This window comes from Paenibacillus algicola (assembly GCF_005577435.1).
GTDB lineage: Bacteria > Bacillota > Bacilli > Paenibacillales > Paenibacillaceae > Paenibacillus_AQ > Paenibacillus_AQ algicola.
In genome coordinates this window covers 2,544,543-2,564,892 of sequence record NZ_CP040396.1, presented here as the reverse complement: position 1 = coordinate 2,564,892, position 20,350 = coordinate 2,544,543, and the positions used below count along the sequence as shown (strand labels likewise).

Below are 20,350 nucleotides of genomic sequence, written 5' to 3'. Positions count from 1 at the left end.
CTCCTAGGATGAAAGATGATTTTCGAGCTGCTGCCGTTCATATTGCTCCCGGTACCAGCCATTGGCTGCAAGCAGCATTTCATGCGTACCCTCTTCGGTAATGGCTCCGTCCTCCAGTACAACAATCCAGTCTGCATGTTGGATCGCAGAGAGGCGATGTGTGGAGATGAGAGTGGTTTTGCCGGAACGCTGGGTCCGGATATGTTCAATGATTTTGGCTTCCGTGCGGGCATCAACGGCGGATAAGGCATCGTCCAGAATGAGGATCTCCGGGTCTGCGATAAAAGCTCTGGCCAGAGACACGCGCTGCTTCTGACCGCCGGACAGCGCGACTCCTTTCTCGCCGACAAGCGTATCCAGCCCGTCGGATAAGGTGTGCAGATCCTGATCGAATGCTGCCGTTCGGATGGCTTCCATAATGGTTTCGTCATCGGCATCTTTTTTGCCAAATTGAATGTTCTGTCTCACGGTCTTGGAGAACAAGATCTGCTCCTGCGGGACATAGCCGATCCAGGCATGCAGCTGCTCCTTGGACAGATTCTCTACCGGTACGCCGGCAAACAGCAGCCTTCCCGTGCCAGCAGGATACTCATGCAGCAGCTGCTTGAGCAGGGTGGATTTACCACTGCCGGTCCGGCCGACAACGCCAAGGGTCTGCCCACGTTTCAGGGTCAGCGAGATGTCCTTCAAGTTATCCTCGCCAGAAGAAGGATAGCGGAAGCTGAGGTGGTCAAAGACGACGCTATCCGGTGTGCGGACATGCACAGGCTGCTCCGGCTCGGGCACGTCTGGCGGAACAGACAATGTGCTGTTCACACGGTCCAGGGAGGCGTTCCCCCGCTGCATAATGTTAATGAGCTCTCCGATGGCGAACATGGGCCAGATCATCATGCCCAGATACATGTTGAAGGATACCAGGCTGCCCAGCGTGATCTCGTTCTGGAAAACCATATAAACCCCGTAGGATAGACCGATCACATAGCTGAGTCCAATGGAGAAGTTAATCGTTGGCTCGAACAAGGCATCGACCTTGGCTACCGCCAGATTCTTACGGTAAACATCATCCGTAATGTCCTGAAATTTCTGCTGATCCTCACGCTCCTGCACATAGGCCCGGATCACGCGGACGCCGGCAACCGACTCCAGCACCTGATCATTCATCACGCCGAAGGCATCCTGGGCGGCAGTGTAGCGCTTGTGTATAGCTCTGCCATAGATAACCATACCGACGGCAATCAAAGGAAGCGGCAGAATGGCAGCTAACGTTAACTTCCAGCTGACCAGAAAGCCCATCGCAAACAGGATGACGACCAGGAAGAAGGTGGAGTCGGTCATGACGAGCATGCCAAAGCCCGCTGTAGCAGCGACAGAGCGCAAATCATTCGTGGCCTTGGCCATAAGATCCCCGGTCCGGTTCTTCTCGAAAAAGGGGGGCATCATGCCCAGCAAATGATTCATATAGCGGGTGCGCAGCAGGCGCTCCACCAGATTCGCTCCGCCAAAGATGCGGTGCATCCACACATATGTACAGAGATAAATGACGGCAACAAGACCGAGAATAAGCAGCAGATATTGAGTCAGCCCTCCCCAGGAAATGGAGCCTGTTACAATGTCATCAATGGCATTACCGAGCAGTAGAGGCGGCAGGAGCTCCAGGCCTCCGCACACAATGAGGAAAAACAATCCGACGAGATATCGTTTCTTCTCCAGCTGAAAAAACCAGCCTAAATTTTTTAAAACGGCAAACATATGATTGGTTCCATCCTTTCATCATCCAAATCAACAAGCTTCTGACGGGTATTTACAGCCAAAAAAAGCATATCCTCCGAAAACCGGATGATATGCTCGGTGTAAACCTATCATGACCACGGAAGTGTATCAACGTACCGCGGCGTCATCGTAGAAGGATACCAGGGCTAAACTGGCGACTTCCGAATGAGTGAAGCATGCAGCGGGGCGTTGTCAATATTCAATTGGTTCACTGTACGGCCAGGATGTGTATACATAACAATGACTGTGTTGAACACTTGGATCGCCCCTTTCTTTAAGATTTGACAATTATTTGAATTCATTTGGTTCGTCTGAATTTTATCACCATGTCTTTCAGAATGTCAAACTTATTTTTTAGCCGCATGACAGGGTCAGGCCTCCTCGCGGGTTCACAGCATGTCCTGAAGGCGCCAAAAACATTTGTAACCTCTACATAGAATGCGTTATGATAAACATTATATATGTCAGGTGAGATGGTCAAGGAGAGTGAAAGATATGAGGATCCAAGTCAGTCAAGAAGCCGCTTCCTGGTTTATTCGAGAGCTGGAGCTGCAGGCCGGAGCCAAGGTCCGATTCTTTCCGCGTTATAGTGCAAGCGGAGGGCTGCATCCCGGCTTTACATTGGGACTGGCTATAGAGGAGCCGCAGCATTCGGGCATCGACGCCAAAGTGAATGATGTTACGTTTTATATGGAAGAGCGGGACCTTTGGTACCTCCGCGGCTTTGACCTTGAGGTCAAATATGAGGAATCACAGGAGGACATTTCGTATACGTATACAGAAGAAGGCGCGGGGCATTAGAGAGCTGCTCTTACAATTCGCGCATTGAAGGGGCAGGGGAGGTTCCGGGTAATGAGCGTGTATAACCGAGATATTCGTCAATATATCGGCCGCAGTGTGGTGTTTAAGATCAAGGCAGCTGTCATGGCAAGGAATGAGGCTGGCGAGGTGTTGCTGCTGAAGAGGCCGGGGCGTGATGTGTGGGGCTTGCCGATCGGCGGGATTAAGCCGGGAGAGTCGATGGAAGAAGCGGCGGCCCGGGAGCTGTGGGAAGAGAGCGGACATCATGCCGGGGAACTGGAGCTGCTGGATCTGCTATCCGGACGGGATTATGTGAAGAAGCATGTCAATGGTGACGAGGAATATTACGTCATCGGGGTTTATGCTGCTCACGGGCTTAAGAGTGTCATCGATCTGCCGGAGGAAAGCGACACCTCGATGAAATATTTCGCGGGGGATGCGCTGCCCGTCACAGACGGCTTGACCACCCGTATTTTGCACAAGCTGTTAGGGCAGCCTGACGAAAGCTGAATGAAGGCATAAAAAAATCCCCGCAAGGGGAATTTTTTATGTGCTTGAACGCTTACACCTGAGCAGCATCGTCATCCAGGGCAAAGTCAAAATCGTCAATATCAAATACCTGTACAGGCACCTCGGCACTGATCATGCGCTGTATCAGCTCGTACTGATCGGTAAGCAGCGGCACAGAAAGCCGGGCAGCGGCGGCTAGCAGCTCGGTTTCCACCGGGTCAAACAATTCGCCGTAGGGTGCATGATCAATCGCATTCATGACGATCACGACCGTTCTTTCGCCGACAGGGATGGATGGACTCTTAGCCCAAGGCGTCTGCAGCGCTTTGTCTATTTTCTTCTTGTTCAGGGGCTCCTCAAAATAATGAATCAGTTCATTGATCTTGGTGCGCACATGCTGGTCATCAGCAGGCGTATGCATCAAAGGCTCATCGCTGCTGCTGAGCTCGTACAACTCCAAAATGGTGGTATAGGGTATGATATATTCTACCGGTCTGGGCGGGGTCAACAGCTGACCGTAAATGGCCAGCATCACCGCTTCCGTCACAAATATCGTGCTCATTCTCATCCTCCTGCGAAGCACAAGCCGTTTCCAACATGCTTTTTATGAAATACGTTTCCAAAATATCAAAGCATTGACGACGCCAAATGTCAACCTGTACAACCGGAATTCACAACCAGAAAGGGGCTGCCGACAGCATTTGAAAGCCTGGAAAATTTATTATCCCTTTGTAAAGCCTTATATCAAGTGGATTGTATTTACTTTGTTCATTGGCATGATCAAATTTACGATTCCGCTTCTGCTTCCCCTCATCATGAAGTATGTGGTGGATGACCTGCTCACCAATTCTGATATGACGCCGCAGCAAAAGATAGAGCAGCTTATGCTCATCCTGGCAGGTACACTCGTGCTGTTTATCGTCGTACGGGGACCCGTTGAATATGTAAGGCAGTATTTTGCTCAGTATATTACAAGCCGCATCCTGTTCGATATGCGTAATCGACTGTATGCCCATTTGCAGAAGCTGTCGCTGCGTTATTACCAGAATACCAAGGTCGGCGAGGCTATTTCCCGGTTCATTAATGATGTTGAGCAATCCAAGAACCTGGTTGAGGTCGGCATGATGAACATCTGGCTGGACATGTTTACACTGACGTTCGTGTTAATCGTGATGTTCTTTATGAACCCGGTGCTGACTCTCGTCTCCATTGCCGTGCTTCCACTGTATGCCATTGCAGTAAACCTGCTCTACAAGCGCTTGAAAAAGCTGACGAAAGACCGCTCGCAGGCACTCGCGGGCATCCAGGCGTACCTGCATGAACGTATTCAGGGGATCTCGGTCATTCGCAGCTTTACTTTGGAGCGTTATGACCAGCGCAAGTTCGAAGGCATCAACGGCAATTTTCTGAAAAAAGCAATGGCGCAGACGCGCATGAACGCCCTTACCTTCTCCATTATTAATACGTTAACCGACATCGCCCCGATCCTCGTCATCGGCTATGGCGGATACCGGGTTATTCAGGGAGATCTGACGCTCGGTACATTCGTCGCGTTCTTCGGTTATTTGGACCGTCTCTATGCACCGCTGCGCCGATTGATAAATTCCTCCACCGTGCTGACACAGGCTACCGCTTCTCTGGAACGGGTCAAGGAGCTGATGGACGAGCCTTACGATATTGTGGATCAGCCTCATGCGAAGACGCTTCGTACAGCCGGAGATATCCAGTTTGACCGGGTGTGCTTTAAATACAGCACCGGCACGGACTGGGTGCTGAAGGATATTAACCTGCACATTAAGCAGGGACAAACCGTTGCATTTGTCGGAATGAGCGGAGGCGGGAAGTCGTCGCTCATCGGGCTCATTCCCAGATTTTATGATGTACAGGAAGGCAGGGTGCTCGTCAGCGGGCAGGATATTCGGACGGTATCCCTGGAAAGCCTTCGAAGCTCGATCGGGATGGTGCTGCAGGATAATTTCCTGTTCAGCGGCTCGGTGCGGGAGAATATTATGCTTGGGAACCCGGAAGCCGATGAAGAGTCTGTCATGGCTGCTGCACAGGCTGCAAACGCCCATGAGTTCATCATGAGCCTGCCTTTAGGGTATGACACCGAGGTGGGAGAGCGGGGCGTCAAGCTGTCCGGCGGACAAAAGCAGCGGCTGGCGATCGCTCGGGTGTTTCTGAAGGATCCCGATATTCTGGTGCTGGATGAAGCGACCTCGGCGCTGGACCTGGAATCCGAGCATCTGATCCAGCAGGCACTGCAATCTCTGTCCAGTAACAGAACGACGCTGATCGTCGCTCACCGTCTGTCTACCATTACGCATGCCGATCAAATCGTCGTACTGGAGAACGGTCAAATTACAGAGCAGGGTACCCATTCCGAGCTCATGGAGCGCGAAGGCAGCTATGCCCGATTATATAATGTGCAGCATTTCGATACTGTAAGCTGATGTAAACCTGTTCATACGAAACAGCCTCCACCGCAGACATGATCGCAGGGTGGAGGCTGTTTTGTGATGCAGTATGATTCAGGATTTACCGAGAAACAGCGATAGCAGGCCGGCCGCAATGAGAGGACCTACCGGAACTCCGCGGAACAGCGCAACTCCCAGAACGGTACCGATCAGAAGACCGGCAACAATCGTGGGCTGCGTCCCCATCAGATGGGCTCCGCGCCCGCCCAAATAAGCAACGAGCATACCAATGCCGATGGCAAGCAGTGATTTCCAGCTCAGAAAGGATTGGAGGATGGTGTCCAGGCTGATCTTCCCGCTGGCTAACGGAGTCATGACGCCAATCGTGAGAATGATGATTCCGAGTGTCAAGCCATGCTTCTCCAGCCAGGGAAAGGCCTGCTGCAGGCCGCTTACCCGAAGCAGCAGCAGCACAATCATAGCGATCGTGATGGAGGTATTGCTGCTCATAATCCCGAGCGCCGCCAGTCCCAGCAAAATTAAAGCGGTCATGTCCATGAACCTTCAAGCTCCTCTCCTGGCCAAGGCCTCATGATTCCGCGGGATGGCCAGCAAGGTGCTCGGCGATGAGGCGGCCATGATATCGTCCGGTCTCAATGAATACTTCATTCGCGTTGCGACCTGAAGCAATGACGCCTGCCACGAACAAGCCCGGTACCGTCGTTTCCATCGTATCGGGATTGAACCGGGGCTTCTCCATTTCCTCGTCGAGTTTCACTCCGGAGGAGGCAAGCAGCTGCCGATCCGGCCGAAAGCCGGTTAGTGCCAGCACGAAGTCATTCTCAATGATCTGCTCTTTTCCTGACAGGGAAGAGATAGTCACCTGAGCCTCCTGGATGTCTGTTACGCTGGATTCCAGATGAAGCGCGATTTTCCCCTTATGCACCATGCCTTCAAATAACGGGCGTACCCAAGGCTTGATATTCGGCGAAATTTCACTGCCGCGGTAGACGACACTGACCTTGGCACCGACCCGGACGAGCTCCATAGCGGCATCGACGGCGGAGTTGCTGCCTCCGATAATGACCGTGTTCATGCCGGCATAAGGGTGTGCCTCTCTAAAATAGTGAGATACCTTGTCGAGGTCCTCCCCGGGGATTCCTATATAATTCGGGTGGTCAAAGTATCCCGTAGAGATGACGACATTTCGGGCCGTGCGGGTCCCCTCGGTGCCATTACGCTTGCGGGTGCTGACGATAAAGCTGTCGCCTTGCTTTTGGATAGAAAGAGCTTCTTCATACGGGGTGATCGCTAGCTGATAATGCTCGGCCACTCGGCGATAATATGCCAATGCCTCATCGCGGTAAGGCTTGTCATTCGATAGTGCGAACGGCACATCGCCAATCTCAAGCATTTCAGCGGTGCTGAAAAACTGCATATGCGTCGGATATAGATAGATGGAATGCACAAGATTATGTTTGTCAATAAGCTCTGCGGACAGTCCGCGCTTCTGACATTCGATCGCCGTAGACAGGCCGCAGGGCCCTGCCCCGATAATTAAAACGTCTAGCATATATGGCTGCGCCTCCTTATGTGGTTAGCTATGTGTGGAAACAGTATTATTTATCCTACCGCAAAAAGAGACCGAAATCCAACGGCATCCCTATAAAAATTTCAAGCAGTTTAAATTTTTTTGTCTTTCTATATATTGAACTGGGATTAGCTGGAATCAAATTGCATCACTAGATATGGATAAAGTTAGCACTATAAAGCATTTTTCACTGCGGATTGTTGCTCATTCGGGCCCGGTTTGTCCTGTTTCCAAGCGTTTAAGAGCCGGGAAGTACGGTTAAATAAAAAATACCCGCAGTCAGGAAATATTTTCCCTTCCTCCCCCGGTTGATGATCCTAATGTCGCTTTGAATGATGAATGAAAAAGTCAGGAGTGAGAGGCATGTCCATTGATCGTTTTATCTTAAGAAAATTGGGCACCTGTCAGGAAGCTAACACAACCTTCAACCTACTAAAGCTGTTTCAGATTCGTGTTCTTAAAGCTCAAGCCGAGGAGGAGCAGCGGATCCGCCATGCCTAGCACGGCGGTGACCGCCAGGTTCTTCTACACAAAAAAAGGCTATCTCTTAGAAAAGAGATAGCGCAAGAGAATCATTTTCGCTTTTGCTGTGAAGAATGGCCTCAGAGCCCTCGATCTCGATGCTGATCAGGGAGTTGAGGCATTTTTTCAGTGCCTTTTTCCCGTTATTGATTTTATCGTCCAGGGCGCTGGTCAACAGCTTTAGAACTTTTTGTACCGGCTGCTTATTATCCGTGGTGAAATATACAGGAACCGGTTTGTTTTGGAACATAATTAGCATTTTCATGTGATCACCTCACGAAAATATAGTTTCATGATAGTTGCATTATAAACGTCCAAACTTAAAATAACCTTAAAATGAGATATTTAATCACCAACCTATGGCTGTCCGTGACATTTTTGTGAATGAGCTGACAAGGAAGGAGCTGAATTTCAATAATATTGCATTTTTTTGCTATCTATATTGATTTATATAGTAAAATAAGGGTGAATGGATGAATATGGACTGGATTTCCCTGTTTCAATATCTGCGCTGGTGCTTTTGGACTAGGGTGTTCGAGGTCATATAGGGAGAAAGGAATATGACACAAATTGACAGGGTAGACTCACTGATGATATAGTTACAACAATGTAACCAATTAAATATAATGCAGAAGGGGTGGCATTCCTGCATGATTTTGACGGTAGTCAGCGGACGCAGAAGTGATGAGACCTTTGATATAGATGTACCTGACAGCTGTACCGTCCATCGTCTAAACGAGCTGCTCGGACTCCGGCTGTTCCAGGAGCTGCCCGAGCCGGGCGTACAATATATATTGGAAGCCAAATTTCCGGAGGGACTATGGTTTCAGGTTCAGGAAGGAAGTAGCCTCGTCGAGGCAGGCCTTCGGGAGGGCTCATACATCCGCCTGCAGCGGGCATTTTCAACAACGCTGGAAACCGCCCCGGTATACGGACGAAGAAGCTTGTTCCAGGAACCGTGAGGATGTAATGAAGCAGCTTACATAATGTGATATTGAGGAGGCGCCCCATGAACGTCTTGTATCAGAGATCTCCGCGGATTAAACCCGCTCTTCAGCAAGAGGATATGGAAATATTCAGGCCTCCCACAGAACCTAGCAAGCCATCATTTTCTATGATTTCGATCATCATTCCCGTCATTATGACTGCATTGATGATCGCATTTTATGTCTATATGAATATGTCAGGACGTATGGGCAGCGGCGGATTTATGATGTTTCAGATGATCATGATTCCGATGATGCTCATGTCCTATACCCTGCCCTTCTTTATGTATCTCAGCAATAAGAAGGTTTATCGGAAGCGGCTTGAAGAAAGAGACCGGATGTATCGCGCCCAGCTGGAGCTGCACCGGGAAGAGCTGAAGGAGCGTCAGCGGGAACAGGTAGAAACCATGTTTGAGATTCATGGTGATCCCGAGGTATGCAGCCAGATCGTCAAAAGCCGCAGCAGCAGGCTCTGGGAAAGATCTGTGGAGGATAGTGATTTTCTGGAGCTGCGGGCCGGAAAGGGTCAGGTCCCTTTCTTCGTCCACATCAAGCCGCCCAGATCAGATGGATACGAGAAAGATCCGCTTATTGAAGCGGCGGAAGTCCTGGCAGCTGATTTTGCGGTCGTTGAAGATGCTTCAATTACGCTGCCGCTGAATCAGTCCAAGGTGATCGGGGTGGTTGGTCAGCGGGAGCATGCTCTGAATGCCTTGCGCGTGCTTGTCGCTCAGATGACCGTGCGCCATTCGCCGGATGAGGTGAAGCTCGCGGCTTTTTACGAGGAAAAGGAAGCGGATGAATGGGACTGGATGAGATGGTTCCCGCACTGCTGGGATGATGACCGCTCTGCACGATATCTGGCAGATCGGCGCAGCACCGCTCATCAGCTGGCCGACGAGCTCTTCATGCAGCTCAATCGCCGCCGCCGAAGCGGCAGCGATTATGCCGCTCGCTCGATGAATATTCCGGCCTACATGATTCTGCTGTCATCCGCCCAGCTGATTGAGGAAGAGCCGCTGCTGCCGCTCCTCATGGAGGAAGCGGAGGCGGTGGACGCTATAACGATTGTGCTGTCTGACCGAAAGGAATCCCTGCCGATGCAGTGTCAGCTGATTTTGGAGGCGGGCAAAGACCGAGCCGTGGTTACGGTCAAGGAAGATGGAAAGGCGAGACAGCAGGGCTTTGATATCGATCATGTATCTCGGGACCAGATGGAGGCTTTGGCTCGATATATGGCTCCAATTCGACTGAAGCGCTCGTCCGCTTCAGACATTCCTTCCACCTTAACGCTATTTGAAATGATGGAGATTGAGACCATTGAAGAGCTGGATCTCCACCGCAGATGGCAGCAGAACCGTTACCCGGACTCACTGCCGGTAGCGATGGGTGTGCGGGCTGGCAGCAAGAGGATCAATCTGAATCTGCATGACAAAATTGAACGCGGCGGCCATGGCCCCCACGGGCTGATTGCCGGAACTACAGGCTCCGGCAAAAGTGAGGTTATCCAGTCCATAGTTGCTTCTCTGGCGGCAGAGTTTCATCCGCATGATCTGGCCTTTATGCTTATCGATTACAAGGGTGGAGGCATGTCGAACACCTTCCTTCACCTGCCTCATGTCGTTGGAACCATCACTAATCTGGATAACAACCTGATCGAGCGTGCAAAAGTGTCCTTAAAAGCAGAGCTGGTGCGCCGGCAGAAGCTGTTGAACGATGCTGGCAATCTCCAGCATATTGATGAATATTACAAGCTGCTCCGCAGCGGGCAGGGCGTACCCCTGCCGCATCTAGTCATTATTATTGACGAATTCGCACAGCTCAAGAAGGACCAGCCCGAATTTATGGATGAATTAATCAGTATTGCGGCAATCGGACGGACACTCGGCGTGCACTTGATTCTTGCTACGCAGAAGCCGGCCGGGGTTGTCGACGATAAGATCTGGAGTAATTCTCGCTTTCGAATCTGTCTGCGCGTCCAAAGTGAAGGCGACAGCCGGGACATGCTGAAAATCCCGAACGCTGCCTGGATCAATAAGCCGGGTCGCGGCTATTTTCAGGTCGGTAGTGATGAAGTGTTCGAAGAGATGCAGTTTGCCTGGAGCGGTGCGCCATATACAGTACATCAAGATGATCAGGATGCTGCTGTTCAGATCCGTGAGCTGCGCCTGAATGGGAAATATGAGCCGATGCTTGCGCCCTCGCAGGCATCGAAGGTGCATCAAGAAGAGCCCATGAAGCAGCTGCAGGTGTTCATTAACCAGGCAGCCGAGGCTGCAAGTGCTCATGGAATCTCACGGCTTCCGGGACCATGGCTCCCGCCGCTGCCGGAAACGCTGGAATTGGAGGAGGTCGAAGCCCTGGCTGCTCAGGAGGATCAGCTTGCTTCGGCAGGTAGTCTTCCTTTAACAGCTTCTGCGGGGCTTGTAGATGATCTGACTCAGCAATGCCAGCGGCCGCTCTTGCTAAATCTGGAACAGGGCCATTGGGTCATCTATGGCATGCCGGGACTCGGCAAGACCACGCTGATCCAAACGATGCTGATGTCCCTGGCCGCGCAATATCAACCTGACCAATGGCATGGATATATCGTGGATATGGGCCGGACGATGCGAGACTTTGCCGGACTGCCGCATATCGGTGCAGTGATGACGACGGAGGATGACGACCGGATCAAGCGGTTATTCCGTTTCCTGGCCCGGACCGCAGCCACTCGCAAGGAATGGATGGCCGAGGCCGGCGTCAAAACCGCGTCGTCTTACCGGCGTTCAATGTCAAGTGCTTTGCCGCAGCTGATCGTTGTGATTGATGGCTATCTTAATTTCAGAAATACGTATGCCGATGAAAATGATATGCTGGAGTATTTGCTTCGGGAGGGTGGAAGTCTCGGCATCACCTTTATCATCTCAGCGAACCGGATCTCCGATATATTTGAAAAGGTTCGCAGCAATATCTCGCATGCATTGAGTTTCGAGCTGGCAGATCCATCGGATTATTATTACGCAGTCGGACGTCCGACCAAAGCACCAAGTCAGCTGCCGCCGGGCCGCGGGCTGGTAAAGGGACAGGTGCCGCCGCTGGAATTCCAGTCAGCTCTTCCGGCCCCGGGCCGGGATGAGGGGGAGCGTTCGGCAGCGCTGCGTAAGCAAATTCAACAGCTAAGCCACTCCTGGAGTGGAGAGAAAGCACCCGCTATTTTGTCACTGCCGGAGAAGATCCAGCTGCATGAGCTGCTGGACATGGATCAGCCTTACAGTCAAGCCGCACATCAAGCGTCGCGTCAAGTGACGCTCGGTCTAACCACCGATGATTTGGATCCCTTTAACCTTTCGCTGGAGGAGGGCCCGCATTTCATCATTGGCAGTCCCATGGAGGGAGGAAAGACCTCCTTTATGCTGAGCTGGATGCTGTCTATGGCTCTTCATTCTTCTCCAGAGGAGCTGGAGCTATATACGGTAGATACCCGCTATGGGAGCCAGGGCCTTGCTTCTTTAAGTCAGCTGCCTCATGTCAAGGGGACTGCTTCAGATGAAGAGGAGCTGACGGCATTGATCTCCAAAATCTACGAAGCCGTTCAGCTGCGAACGAAGGAAGAAGAGCATAGACCCATTGTGCTTATGATTGATGATGCGGATGTGCTCAGTAAGCAGCTTAATGATTTCACAGTGAAGGATCAGCTGTCCTCCATTGTACGGCTGGGCAGAGACCGTAATGTTCATGTCATCATTTCCGGAGTGCCTGCTGATTTCCCGACATACGGCGTGGACTGGTTCTCGGATATTAAAGCAGCCCAAGCAGGATTTCTGTTTGGTACTTTGGACTCTAACGATTTGTCCTTCTTTAGAATTCCTTTTTCGGAATCCAACCATAGTGCTGGAGGACTAAAGCTCCTTCCTCCGGGACAAGGGTACTATATAAAACGTAAATTTTCCAGAATCAAAGGCGCAGTTCCTTTTACAGAGGTCTGGAATCCAGAAAAATGGGTCAAGGAAATTCGTGACCGATGGCATGTTGTAGTTTGAAGGGAGGTGACTCATAATGTTGACGATTCCTGCTTCTAAACAGGAGACGATTACACTTGATGATAAAGAGTTCTTTTTCCTAGCAGGTATTCTTGGCTCTGATCGCCTGCTCGGCGTCAAAGATCCTTTCAGTGGATACTTAACGGAAGAGATTGCGCTGGAATGGGAGTCAGCAAAAACCTCCTTGCTGGAGAAAAATTATTTAATATTAGAGGACACTGGAGAGCTTTCGATCCCTCCTGAGGTGTTTTCTAGGGTAGCTGTAGCCGGTCTTGCTGAAAGAGCGTGCTGGCTGAAATATGAACATCTGGGAACCAGCTTCGAAGGGTATCTCCATGTTGTCGGAGACCAGGTGATCCAGGTGTGTAAGTGCGGCGTAAACGACCAGCAATATGCCCTGACTGAGCTGGGCACCGTGGAAAGCACCTGCCAGAGACTGGTAAACGATTTAGCTCTCAGTGAGGCTCCTCTTGGTGAAATACCGGCCCTGCTTCTGAGCCGTAAAGAATTTAGTGATATATTCACATCCTCTGCGACGGCTTCCGGTGATGCGATTGCGGACCGGCTGGCCAAGCTTACAGATGATGCCGAAGGCTCATTGGCTCTCGCCAAGTGCATGAAGAACAAGGTCTCCTCGGGAGAGCTTCAATTGTCAGTTTGGAATGAATATCGCTGGGAGAGCCAGAATGCGGCCTTTATATCTGATGAATCCATGTGCTGGTTGCTGCGTATGAGTCTCCAGGGTGATCAGGACTGGCTGACGGCTGCGCCGGCAACCCGTGAACATTTTTATCAGATGCTAATGATGTGGTTAAAACAGTGAGTCAGCCCGAATGAAAGGTGAGGACCTATGCGTATTTCTGTCGAACCGGAACGGCTCCGGTCATTAAGCCGGCAGCTCCTGCACTCCGGTAGTCAATTTGCAGGGATGAGTAATCAGCTCGGTGAGGCCATGAATTCCCTCGTCTGGGAAACCTCGCTTAAGGCAGCAGTGATGGACGAGTGGCATCTCGCCCAGCGGTTGGGCATGCAAGTGGGTTCTCTGCTGGAAAGGCTGGGCCAGGAGCTGGCGGGAAAGGCCGATTTGTTTCAGGAGACGGATCATCAATACAATTCCGTGCTGAACCATGCCCTCGTAGGAGGAGTTTCGCCGGTTTCTCTTTTTGCAGCCTCCCGGCAGGAAATGTCCCGTTCCATTCTGGCTCCAGCGGGAAGCTCGCCCGATATTTCCAATCCAAGCTCTGTAGTTCAGGCGGTTGGCATGGCGACAGCGGAAGGCAAGGAATCGGCCAAGCAGGCGGCTCTTTCGGGACAGGGCTGGACCTTCGCAGATCCGTCACGCTTAGCGCCTGCTAATTAAATCATCCTGAACAGTTTCAAATATGGGTCATTGGTGGTAATTGGAAAATGGGTCGGATGACATTTTGATATTGAATGTGATCTGGGCTACGATGTTTTCAGCAGTTAAATATGCATTCATATTAAAGGAGGAAACATACATGGCAGGTCGTATTTTAATTACCCCGGAGCAAGTAGAGCAGGTAGCCAATCAATTTAAGCAGAGTGGTGATCAGAGCCAACAGATCGTCAACAGCCTGACGCAGTCCGTCAACAGCATGGAAGGTCAATGGGACGGTATGACGAAGCAGCGTTTCTTCCAGGAGTTCCAGGAGGCCAGCCGCCTTATGAACTCATTCGTTCAAACACTGGAAAGCATCAGCAGCGAGCTGAAGGCAATTGCGCAGAAGTTCCGTATGGCTGATCAGACACGCTAGTAGAAGTGAACCAAGCTATAGCATATCAGGATATGAAAGCAGAAACCGGGTGGTTATGGACTCCCGGTTTTTCTCTAATTTGATCTATGAAACAGAATCTTAATTTTGACAATAGAAAGGGGGAGCTGCAATGGGTTTTCAGCCTGCACCCGGAGATCAGATTACAATTAATAATACGGCGTACAGGGTAGGGCAGCATCCTGCGGCCCCGGGACTTGCATATGCACAGGCAGGAAGGCAGGGGATCGTTTACCAGCTGCTGCCTGTAAATGGCTCACCGTATGAAGCTAAAGCGCTGAAGGTGTTTTTTCCTAAATTTCGTATGCCGGCGATGGTCTATCAATCGGATCATATGGCTGGCTATAAAGAAATACCTGGTCTGCAGGTTTGCAGCCGAGAGGTGCTCACTCCCGAAAGAAACGGAGAACTGATAGCCCGGTATCCTGACCTGCTGTATGCTGTCATCATGCCCTGGATTCATGGGATGACCTGGTTTGATGTCATTAGCGACCAGCGAAGCCTGAGCCGGAGCGAAAGTCTGACGCTGGCCAAGGCACTGGCCGCGATCGGCTCCAGTATGGAGCAAAAGGGTCTTGCGCATTGTGACCTTTCCGCGCCTAATGTCATGCTTCCGTTTTTTTCGGAAGTGGAGCTTCCTGAAGGAGCCGCCGCTGTGGAGCTGGTGGATGTTGAGCAAATCTATAGTCCCAAGATGGACCGGCCAGACGTTCTGCTGGCAGGCTCGCCAGGGTATGCCGCGCATCGGGCGGTTCAGAGCGGTCTTTGGAGCTCTTACGCAGATCGCTTTGCAGGTGCTGTCATCGTTGCGGAGATGCTTGGCTGGAGCGATGTCGCTGTCGTAAGCAAGTCCTGGGGCGAAAGCTATTTCGACCAGCATGAGATGCAGACCGGCTGCGAGAGGTATTTCTTATTGAAGAAGTCGCTTGGCCAGCGGTGGGGGGCAGCCATTAGTGATCTGTTTACCCGAGCGTGGGACAGTCAGGATCTGAGCAGCTGCCCTACCTTTGGGGAATGGCTGGTTGCGTTATCCGCCGTTTCTGTTGAAGAGCCGGCTTCGGTGACGAAGCAAGACTCTGCCCACGAGGCGCCTGAGGCCGTTGCGGGAGCCGTTCGCAAGCCTGTCATTGATGAAGCGCTAGCGGCTCAGCATGCCCAGGATGCTGCTGCCAATCTGGGACTTCAGCCGGATACCGGCGAGGTGAATGATCATGTTGTCGCGCGGCTGTTTCATCAAGCCCGGGATCTGGAGGCCGCAGGCAATCTGACAGGAGCGCTGGAGATTTTCCGTTCGGCGTATCATTTTGTTCAAAAAGACAGTCCATTAGAGGTTGAGCTGGCGGCTGCTATTCATGATCTGGAGTCACAGCTCTATCCTCCACAGGAAGAGAAGAAGGGCTGGAGAGCCATCGCAAGCTCCAGGAAATTTATGATATCTACGGCTGCGGGCATTGCTGTCCTGGCTGGCTCTGTATTTACAGTGAACCAGATTCTGGCGGACCAATCAGAGGTCCGACAGCAGCAGGAAGCCTCAGCAGCCACGCAGCAAGAAGATGAAGAAAAGGAACGTGCAGCAGCAGAAGCCGCAGAAAAGGAAGAAGAGGCTGCCAGACTGGCTGCGCAAAAAAAAGCCGAGGACGCTGCTCGCCTGAAGGCAGAGGAAGAAGAGAAGGCGAAGCAGGAGGAAGCCGACAAGCTCGCTGCCGAGAAAGCAGCACTGCAGGAAAAGTATGACAAGCAGGCGAAATATGAAGCGTATCTCGCTCAGCTGGAGGCCAAAAAAGAAAAGCAGGCTCTGCAGGAAAAGTACGACAAGCAGGAGAAGTATGAACAGTATCTGGCTTTGCTTGAGGAGAAGAAGCAGCGGGAGGCTGAGGAGAAAGAGGCAGCAGCTGCCCGTGCCGCAGAAGAGTCGCGAGCAGCAGAGGCAGCCCGGACTGCAGAGGCAGAGCGCCAGGCGGCGGCCAAGCGGCAGGAGGAAGCTCGTAAGCAAGAGGCTGCTGCCAAGGCCGAGCAGCTCAAGAAGCAGAGAGCGGAAAATGTGGTGACTCTGATTGCTTACTATAACAAAGCTTATAACGCTCAAGTAACCGACAACTTACCGAGAGCAAGAAATTTCGCCCGGAGCTTTCAGACGATGTATCAGAAGGATGCGACCTATTACAATTCAGTCGGCTCCATGAAATCACGCAGCAGCAATATTAATTTATTCTTGAACAACAGCGGGTTCTGGCTGCCAAGCCTTTAACTTCAATGACATTGACGCAGGGGTGTATGAGGTGAATTATAGTATTCAGGCTTCACAGCGGACACCGGCACTCATCATTTATTTAATTGATATCAGTGCCTCTATGAATATGCTGATGGAGGGCAAGCGCCGCATTGATGTCGTCTATGACGCGCTGTCCCTGGCCATTCGGCAGATGGTATTTCGTTCTACCAAGGGAAATCGACTGACGCCTCGCTATCGCATTGCTATTCTGGCATACAGTGATGACGTCTATGATTTGCTGAACGGCATCAAGGGTATTGACGAAATTGCAGCGATTGGCTCGCTGCCAGACCTGACCCCGAAGCGGTTCTCGGATTCTGCCAAAGCCTTTCTGCAGGCCGAAAGAATCCTGAAGGCTGAAATTCCGAATATGCAGGACTGCCCGGCCCCTCTCGTTTGCCATATGACTGATGGTGTAGCCACGGGGGAGGATCCTGAGCCGATTGCGAAGCGGATCATGAGTATGAGTGTCCCGGATGGCAATGTTCTCGTCGAGAATATATGTATATCGGACCATTTGCTGAATCAGCCGGTAACAGAGCCGCGCCGCTGGAAAGGGATTCATTCCGACACTCCTCTTGAAGATGAGCATGCCCTGAAGCTCCGGGCTATGTCCTCCGTACTGCCGGACAGCTACCGGGAAATGCTGCTGGAGGCAGACTATCAGCTGGCGTCTGGTGCGCTTATGATGCTGCCTGGCACCTGTGCTGAGCTGGTGTCGATCGGATTCCAGATGTCAGCGGCGACCCCGGTTCGTTAACGCTATGCGATTATCACCAAACCGAAAGCTTGCCGGGAAACAAAAAACAGGGCCTGTTGATGGCTTCACGTATGTGAGTGGACAGCATGAGGAGCAGCCGGTCTCCAGCCTGAAAAGCAGGTTCAATTGCCGTTATGCCTATGGCCGAGCCTCGGAGACGGCTCAGCTGCAAGAGCAGGGTCAGGATTATATGGCCTTTGCCGTAGATGGAAGAACCTGCAGCTTCGTGCTGTGTGACGGTGTGAGCATGAGCTACCGCGGAGATTTCGCAGCTCGTTTTCTGGGAGAGGGTCTTCTATCCTGGCTGCGAACGGAGGCAGAGCCAAGCCGCCATCTGCTGCAAAAAAGGCTGGTGCAGCTGTCTCAAGCTGCCAGGCTGGAGGAGGAAGCTTTGTCTGTAGATCAGAATGCTCCGCTCTTGCTGAGAGACATCCTTCAGGAGAAGAAACAGAACGGCAGTGAAGCGATGTACTTATGCGGCCGGATTGAGCTCCCTGGCAAATTGGGGCGCAAAGGCCGGCTGTGGCTGGCATGGCAGGGCGATTCCCGGCTGCGTTTGTTTCAGCAGCAGGCCGAGGTGGCTTCACCCTTCTCGGGAACCTTTCGAACCGGTGATCGCTGGTCTACACGGACTGGACCGAAGGGCACACCGAATGTCTATGAATGCCGTCTTCACGCTGCAGGGGCTTATCGCTTGCTCTTGTACAGTGACGGACTCAGCGATCTCGATGGTATTTCCGAAGTGGTGCCTGATGAGGATCTTCAGGTGTTGATGGATGCGAGGCATACAGAAGGGCTGGAGGATGACGCTTCTTTTTTGGAAATATCATGGTAAGAGCTTACTGAACTGCAGATGCAAAATATAGGGACTTCTTTTCGGCTGCAAGCCGGAAGGGAGTTCTTTTGCTGTGGAATGATTATTACATCACGATTTGGGTAATCTTGTGACAGATGAAGCTTACTGCTCATTATATGAAAGGAGATGAATGGGATGAACCAGGAACCTAGTCGTTTTCAAGGAAAGACGGCCATTGTTACCGGAGCGGGCTCGGGGATTGGAAGGGCTACTGCGGTAAAGCTGGCCAAGCAAGGGGCCAATGTCGCATTATTTGATCTGGTGGATGAGCGGACACATGAGGCGGAAGTCGAGCTGAACGGGATTCGTGAAGGCTGTGCTAAATCCTATGATGTTGATACCTCGGATCCAAAGCGTGTGGAGCAGGCCGTGAAGGAAGCGGCAGAAGCGTTTGGAGGCATTGATATTGTGTTTGCAAATGCAGGCATTAACGGGGTGCTCTCACCAATTGATGAGCTAGAGCTTGAGGATTGGCAGAAGACGCTTCAGGTCAACCTGGACGGTACCTTCCTGACCATCAAGCATACCGTGCCCTATTTGAAAAAGCGCGGGAAAGGCAGCATCATCATTACCAGCTCAGTCAACGGCACCCGGGTATTCACAGGCTTCGGCATGATTGCCTACAGCACCACCAAAGCCGGACAGGTCGCTTTTGCCAAAATGGCAGCGCTGGAGCTGGCTCAATTCCAGATCCGCGTGAATGTCATTTGTCCCGGCGCGATTTCTACGAACATTGGACAAAGCACGAAGGTAAAAGGGCATGTGGATGAAATTACGATCCCGATCGAATACCCCGAAGGCGGTCAGCCGCTTCAGCACGGCTCGGGTGAGCCGGAGGATGTCGCTGATCTGGTAGCCTTTCTGGCCTCGGACGAGTCCCGGCACATTACCGGAGCACAAATCTTTATAGACGGCGCAGAGTCCCTGCTGCGCTAATCAGCCGAAACCATTCATGCAGAGAAGCGGACCTGACATCCGTGATCTCTGCATGATTTCGTTATAACAGGTTTAGCACATCCGGTGTCAGCATAACAGGCTCTTTAGGTACATGTTCCATGGAAAAAAGCGGAATCAGCTCTTGCGGGCTCAGCTCCTGAAGGCTGCCTATTAATCCGGTGATCCAGGCGAGCCAGCCGACAATTCGCCGGGGGCTCACCCCCCGCTGACGCAGCTCCCGTATACTGAGACCTTGTGTACGCTTAGCCAGGCGGTTGCCCTTTTCGTCCAGAAGCAAAGGAAAATGGGCAAAGCGTGGAGGTGTCAGTTCCAAAGCCTCATATAGCATAAGCTGCCTCGGCGTAGAATCCAGCAGATCAGCGCCCCGAAACACATCAGTGATGCCCATCGCGGCATCATCCACCACGACGGCCAGCTGATATGCGTAGATGCCGTCTGCCCGCCGAACCACAAAATCACTGCTTGCATAACCGTTGATCTCAATGGGTCCAAGAATATCATCCTGAAAGCCTGGAAATCTCTCCTTCACTTTGAAACGAAGAGAGGGCGTTTTGGTTCGGGCTTTAAGCTGCTGCTCGGATTGGCTTAAATGCCGGCAGGTTCCAGGGTAAAGAGGGCCTTCGGCACTCAAGCCATGAGGCGCGCTCGGGGCGGCCAGAATGTCTGCCCGGCTGCAATAGCAGGAATAAAGCAGCCCCTGTGCTTGCAGCTTATCCAGTGCTTCCCGATAAAGCTCCAGACGCTGGCTTTGAACATAGGGCCCGGCATGTCCGCCCGCGTCTGGACCTTCATCCCAATCCAGCCCGAGCCAGGTGAGGTCATGGACAATGCTGTCTGCAAAATGCTGCCGGGAGCGGCCAGTATCTACATCCTCCATTCGGAGCACAAAGGCTCCTCCTTGGCTGCGAAGCTGCAGCCATGACAGCAGGGCGGCCATGGCATTACCAACATGCATATGTCCCGAGGGGGTAGGGGCAAAGCGGCCCCTGGACAAGATATCTGATTCAGGCTGTAACACAAGCATCACCTACTCTAGCGAAATGATCTGTCATCCTTAAACCGATTCTTTGAAATTCATGCCTTCTATTGTAAC

At 51.9% G+C, this 20,350-nt stretch carries 19 protein-coding genes; 13 read left to right on the top strand and 6 right to left on the bottom strand.

Annotated features, from left to right (window positions below; genetic code table 11):
• Positions 1-3: 3 nt before the first annotated feature.
• Positions 4-1,749 carry an ABC transporter ATP-binding protein gene (locus tag E6C60_RS11870; protein WP_138226035.1) on the bottom strand — a complete coding sequence of 582 codons (1,746 nt, stop codon included), beginning with the start codon at positions 1,747-1,749 and terminating at the stop codon, positions 4-6.
• Between the two features lie 516 nt (positions 1,750-2,265).
• Here E6C60_RS11870 and E6C60_RS11865 point away from each other — a divergent pair.
• Both E6C60_RS11865 and E6C60_RS11860 read left to right on the top strand, forming a co-directional pair.
• Positions 2,266-2,571 (top strand): HesB/YadR/YfhF family protein, encoded by a 306-nt coding sequence (locus E6C60_RS11865; protein ID WP_138226034.1) that lies wholly within the window; start codon positions 2,266-2,268, stop codon positions 2,569-2,571.
• A gap of 51 nt (positions 2,572-2,622) precedes the next feature.
• The gene (locus tag E6C60_RS11860) at positions 2,623-3,081 is read left to right on the top strand and encodes an NUDIX domain-containing protein (protein ID WP_138226033.1); all 459 of its coding nucleotides are present in this window, start codon (positions 2,623-2,625) and stop codon (positions 3,079-3,081) included.
• Between the two features lie 52 nt (positions 3,082-3,133).
• On the opposite strand, the gene E6C60_RS11855 is transcribed toward E6C60_RS11860, so the two are convergent.
• Complete coding sequence (locus E6C60_RS11855; RefSeq protein ID WP_138226032.1) at positions 3,134-3,643, bottom strand: ADP-heptose synthase; 510 nt, start codon at positions 3,641-3,643, stop codon at positions 3,134-3,136.
• Between the two features lie 139 nt (positions 3,644-3,782).
• On the opposite strand from E6C60_RS11855, the gene E6C60_RS11850 reads away from it, so the two are divergent.
• The gene (locus tag E6C60_RS11850; RefSeq protein ID WP_138226031.1) at positions 3,783-5,534 is read left to right on the top strand and encodes an ABC transporter ATP-binding protein; all 1,752 of its coding nucleotides are present in this window, start codon (positions 3,783-3,785) and stop codon (positions 5,532-5,534) included.
• A 78-nt stretch (positions 5,535-5,612) separates the two neighbouring features.
• Here E6C60_RS11850 and E6C60_RS11845 read toward each other — a convergent pair whose 3' ends face one another.
• Both E6C60_RS11845 and E6C60_RS11840 read right to left on the bottom strand, forming a co-directional pair.
• A complete protein-coding gene (locus E6C60_RS11845) occupies positions 5,613-6,056 on the bottom strand; it encodes a DUF441 domain-containing protein (RefSeq protein WP_138226030.1) in 444 nt (147 codons plus the stop codon).
• Positions 6,057-6,087: 31 nt separating this feature from the next.
• Positions 6,088-7,071: a YpdA family putative bacillithiol disulfide reductase gene (locus tag E6C60_RS11840; RefSeq protein ID WP_138226029.1), complete on the bottom strand. Its 984-nt coding sequence runs from the start codon at positions 7,069-7,071 to the stop codon at positions 6,088-6,090.
• Between the two features lie 381 nt (positions 7,072-7,452).
• Here E6C60_RS11840 and E6C60_RS20950 point away from each other — a divergent pair, with 381 nt between their 5' ends.
• Positions 7,453-7,590 (top strand): hypothetical protein, encoded by a 138-nt coding sequence (locus E6C60_RS20950; RefSeq protein WP_175415284.1) that lies wholly within the window; start codon positions 7,453-7,455, stop codon positions 7,588-7,590.
• 46 nt (positions 7,591-7,636) lie between these two features.
• Here the strand turns inward: E6C60_RS20950 and E6C60_RS11835 are convergent, their stop codons facing one another.
• The gene (locus tag E6C60_RS11835) at positions 7,637-7,876 is read right to left on the bottom strand and encodes a hypothetical protein (RefSeq protein WP_138226028.1); all 240 of its coding nucleotides are present in this window, start codon (positions 7,874-7,876) and stop codon (positions 7,637-7,639) included.
• 385 nt (positions 7,877-8,261) lie between these two features.
• Here E6C60_RS11835 and E6C60_RS11830 point away from each other — a divergent pair, with 385 nt between their 5' ends.
• The 9 genes from E6C60_RS11830 (at position 8,262) to E6C60_RS11790 (ending at position 19,236) form a co-directional block, all read left to right on the top strand.
• Positions 8,262-8,573, top strand: a complete 312-nt coding sequence (locus E6C60_RS11830) for a hypothetical protein (protein WP_138226027.1) — start codon at positions 8,262-8,264, stop codon at positions 8,571-8,573.
• A 47-nt stretch (positions 8,574-8,620) separates the two neighbouring features.
• Entirely contained in the window at positions 8,621-12,619 is a 3,999-nt protein-coding gene (gene essC / locus E6C60_RS11825; RefSeq protein WP_138226026.1) for a type VII secretion protein EssC, read from the top strand.
• Positions 12,620-12,635: 16 nt separating this feature from the next.
• Positions 12,636-13,442 (top strand): hypothetical protein, encoded by an 807-nt coding sequence (locus E6C60_RS11820; RefSeq protein ID WP_138226025.1) that lies wholly within the window; start codon positions 12,636-12,638, stop codon positions 13,440-13,442.
• 27 nt (positions 13,443-13,469) lie between these two features.
• Entirely contained in the window at positions 13,470-13,979 is a 510-nt protein-coding gene (locus E6C60_RS11815; RefSeq protein ID WP_138226024.1) for a WXG100 family type VII secretion target, read from the top strand.
• Between the two features lie 139 nt (positions 13,980-14,118).
• Positions 14,119-14,394 carry a WXG100 family type VII secretion target gene (locus E6C60_RS11810; protein ID WP_138226023.1) on the top strand — a complete coding sequence of 92 codons (276 nt, stop codon included), beginning with the start codon at positions 14,119-14,121 and terminating at the stop codon, positions 14,392-14,394.
• Between the two features lie 130 nt (positions 14,395-14,524).
• Positions 14,525-16,660, top strand: a complete 2,136-nt coding sequence (locus E6C60_RS11805; RefSeq protein ID WP_138226022.1) for a serine/threonine-protein kinase — start codon at positions 14,525-14,527, stop codon at positions 16,658-16,660.
• Positions 16,661-16,691: 31 nt separating this feature from the next.
• Positions 16,692-17,444 carry a vWA domain-containing protein gene (locus E6C60_RS11800; protein ID WP_138226021.1) on the top strand — a complete coding sequence of 251 codons (753 nt, stop codon included), beginning with the start codon at positions 16,692-16,694 and terminating at the stop codon, positions 17,442-17,444.
• Positions 17,445-17,448: 4 nt separating this feature from the next.
• Entirely contained in the window at positions 17,449-18,279 is an 831-nt protein-coding gene (locus tag E6C60_RS11795; RefSeq protein ID WP_233280993.1) for a PP2C family serine/threonine-protein phosphatase, read from the top strand.
• A gap of 156 nt (positions 18,280-18,435) precedes the next feature.
• Positions 18,436-19,236, top strand: a complete 801-nt coding sequence (locus tag E6C60_RS11790) for an SDR family oxidoreductase (protein ID WP_138226020.1) — start codon at positions 18,436-18,438, stop codon at positions 19,234-19,236.
• Positions 19,237-19,297: 61 nt separating this feature from the next.
• On the opposite strand, the gene gluQRS is transcribed toward E6C60_RS11790, so the two are convergent.
• Complete coding sequence (gene gluQRS, locus E6C60_RS11785; protein WP_138227775.1) at positions 19,298-20,281, bottom strand: tRNA glutamyl-Q(34) synthetase GluQRS; 984 nt, start codon at positions 20,279-20,281, stop codon at positions 19,298-19,300.
• Between the last annotated feature and the right edge of the window lie 69 nt (positions 20,282-20,350).

What these genes read in the sequence shown, in the direction of transcription:
- E6C60_RS11870 (WP_138226035.1), bottom strand. Translation starts at nt 1,749, where the DNA reads ATGTTTGCCGTTTTAAAAAATTTAGGCTGGTTTTTTCAGCTGGAGAAG.
- E6C60_RS11865 (WP_138226034.1), top strand. Translation starts at nt 2,266, where the DNA reads ATGAGGATCCAAGTCAGTCAAGAAGCCGCTTCCTGGTTTATTCGAGAG.
- E6C60_RS11860 (WP_138226033.1), top strand. Translation starts at nt 2,623, where the DNA reads ATGAGCGTGTATAACCGAGATATTCGTCAATATATCGGCCGCAGTGTG.
- E6C60_RS11855 (WP_138226032.1), bottom strand. Translation starts at nt 3,643, where the DNA reads ATGAGCACGATATTTGTGACGGAAGCGGTGATGCTGGCCATTTACGGT.
- E6C60_RS11845 (WP_138226030.1), bottom strand. Translation starts at nt 6,056, where the DNA reads ATGGACATGACCGCTTTAATTTTGCTGGGACTGGCGGCGCTCGGGATT.
- E6C60_RS11840 (WP_138226029.1), bottom strand. Translation starts at nt 7,071, where the DNA reads ATGCTAGACGTTTTAATTATCGGGGCAGGGCCCTGCGGCCTGTCTACG.
- E6C60_RS20950 (WP_175415284.1), top strand. Translation starts at nt 7,453, where the DNA reads ATGTCCATTGATCGTTTTATCTTAAGAAAATTGGGCACCTGTCAGGAA.
- E6C60_RS11835 (WP_138226028.1), bottom strand. Translation starts at nt 7,876, where the DNA reads ATGAAAATGCTAATTATGTTCCAAAACAAACCGGTTCCTGTATATTTC.
- E6C60_RS11830 (WP_138226027.1), top strand. Translation starts at nt 8,262, where the DNA reads ATGATTTTGACGGTAGTCAGCGGACGCAGAAGTGATGAGACCTTTGAT.
- essC (WP_138226026.1), top strand. Translation starts at nt 8,621, where the DNA reads ATGAACGTCTTGTATCAGAGATCTCCGCGGATTAAACCCGCTCTTCAG.
- E6C60_RS11820 (WP_138226025.1), top strand. Translation starts at nt 12,636, where the DNA reads ATGTTGACGATTCCTGCTTCTAAACAGGAGACGATTACACTTGATGAT.
- E6C60_RS11815 (WP_138226024.1), top strand. Translation starts at nt 13,470, where the DNA reads ATGCGTATTTCTGTCGAACCGGAACGGCTCCGGTCATTAAGCCGGCAG.
- E6C60_RS11810 (WP_138226023.1), top strand. Translation starts at nt 14,119, where the DNA reads ATGGCAGGTCGTATTTTAATTACCCCGGAGCAAGTAGAGCAGGTAGCC.
- E6C60_RS11805 (WP_138226022.1), top strand. Translation starts at nt 14,525, where the DNA reads ATGGGTTTTCAGCCTGCACCCGGAGATCAGATTACAATTAATAATACG.
- E6C60_RS11795 (WP_233280993.1), top strand. Translation starts at nt 17,449, where the DNA reads ATGCGATTATCACCAAACCGAAAGCTTGCCGGGAAACAAAAAACAGGG.
- E6C60_RS11790 (WP_138226020.1), top strand. Translation starts at nt 18,436, where the DNA reads ATGAACCAGGAACCTAGTCGTTTTCAAGGAAAGACGGCCATTGTTACC.
- gluQRS (WP_138227775.1), bottom strand. Translation starts at nt 20,281, where the DNA reads ATGCTTGTGTTACAGCCTGAATCAGATATCTTGTCCAGGGGCCGCTTT.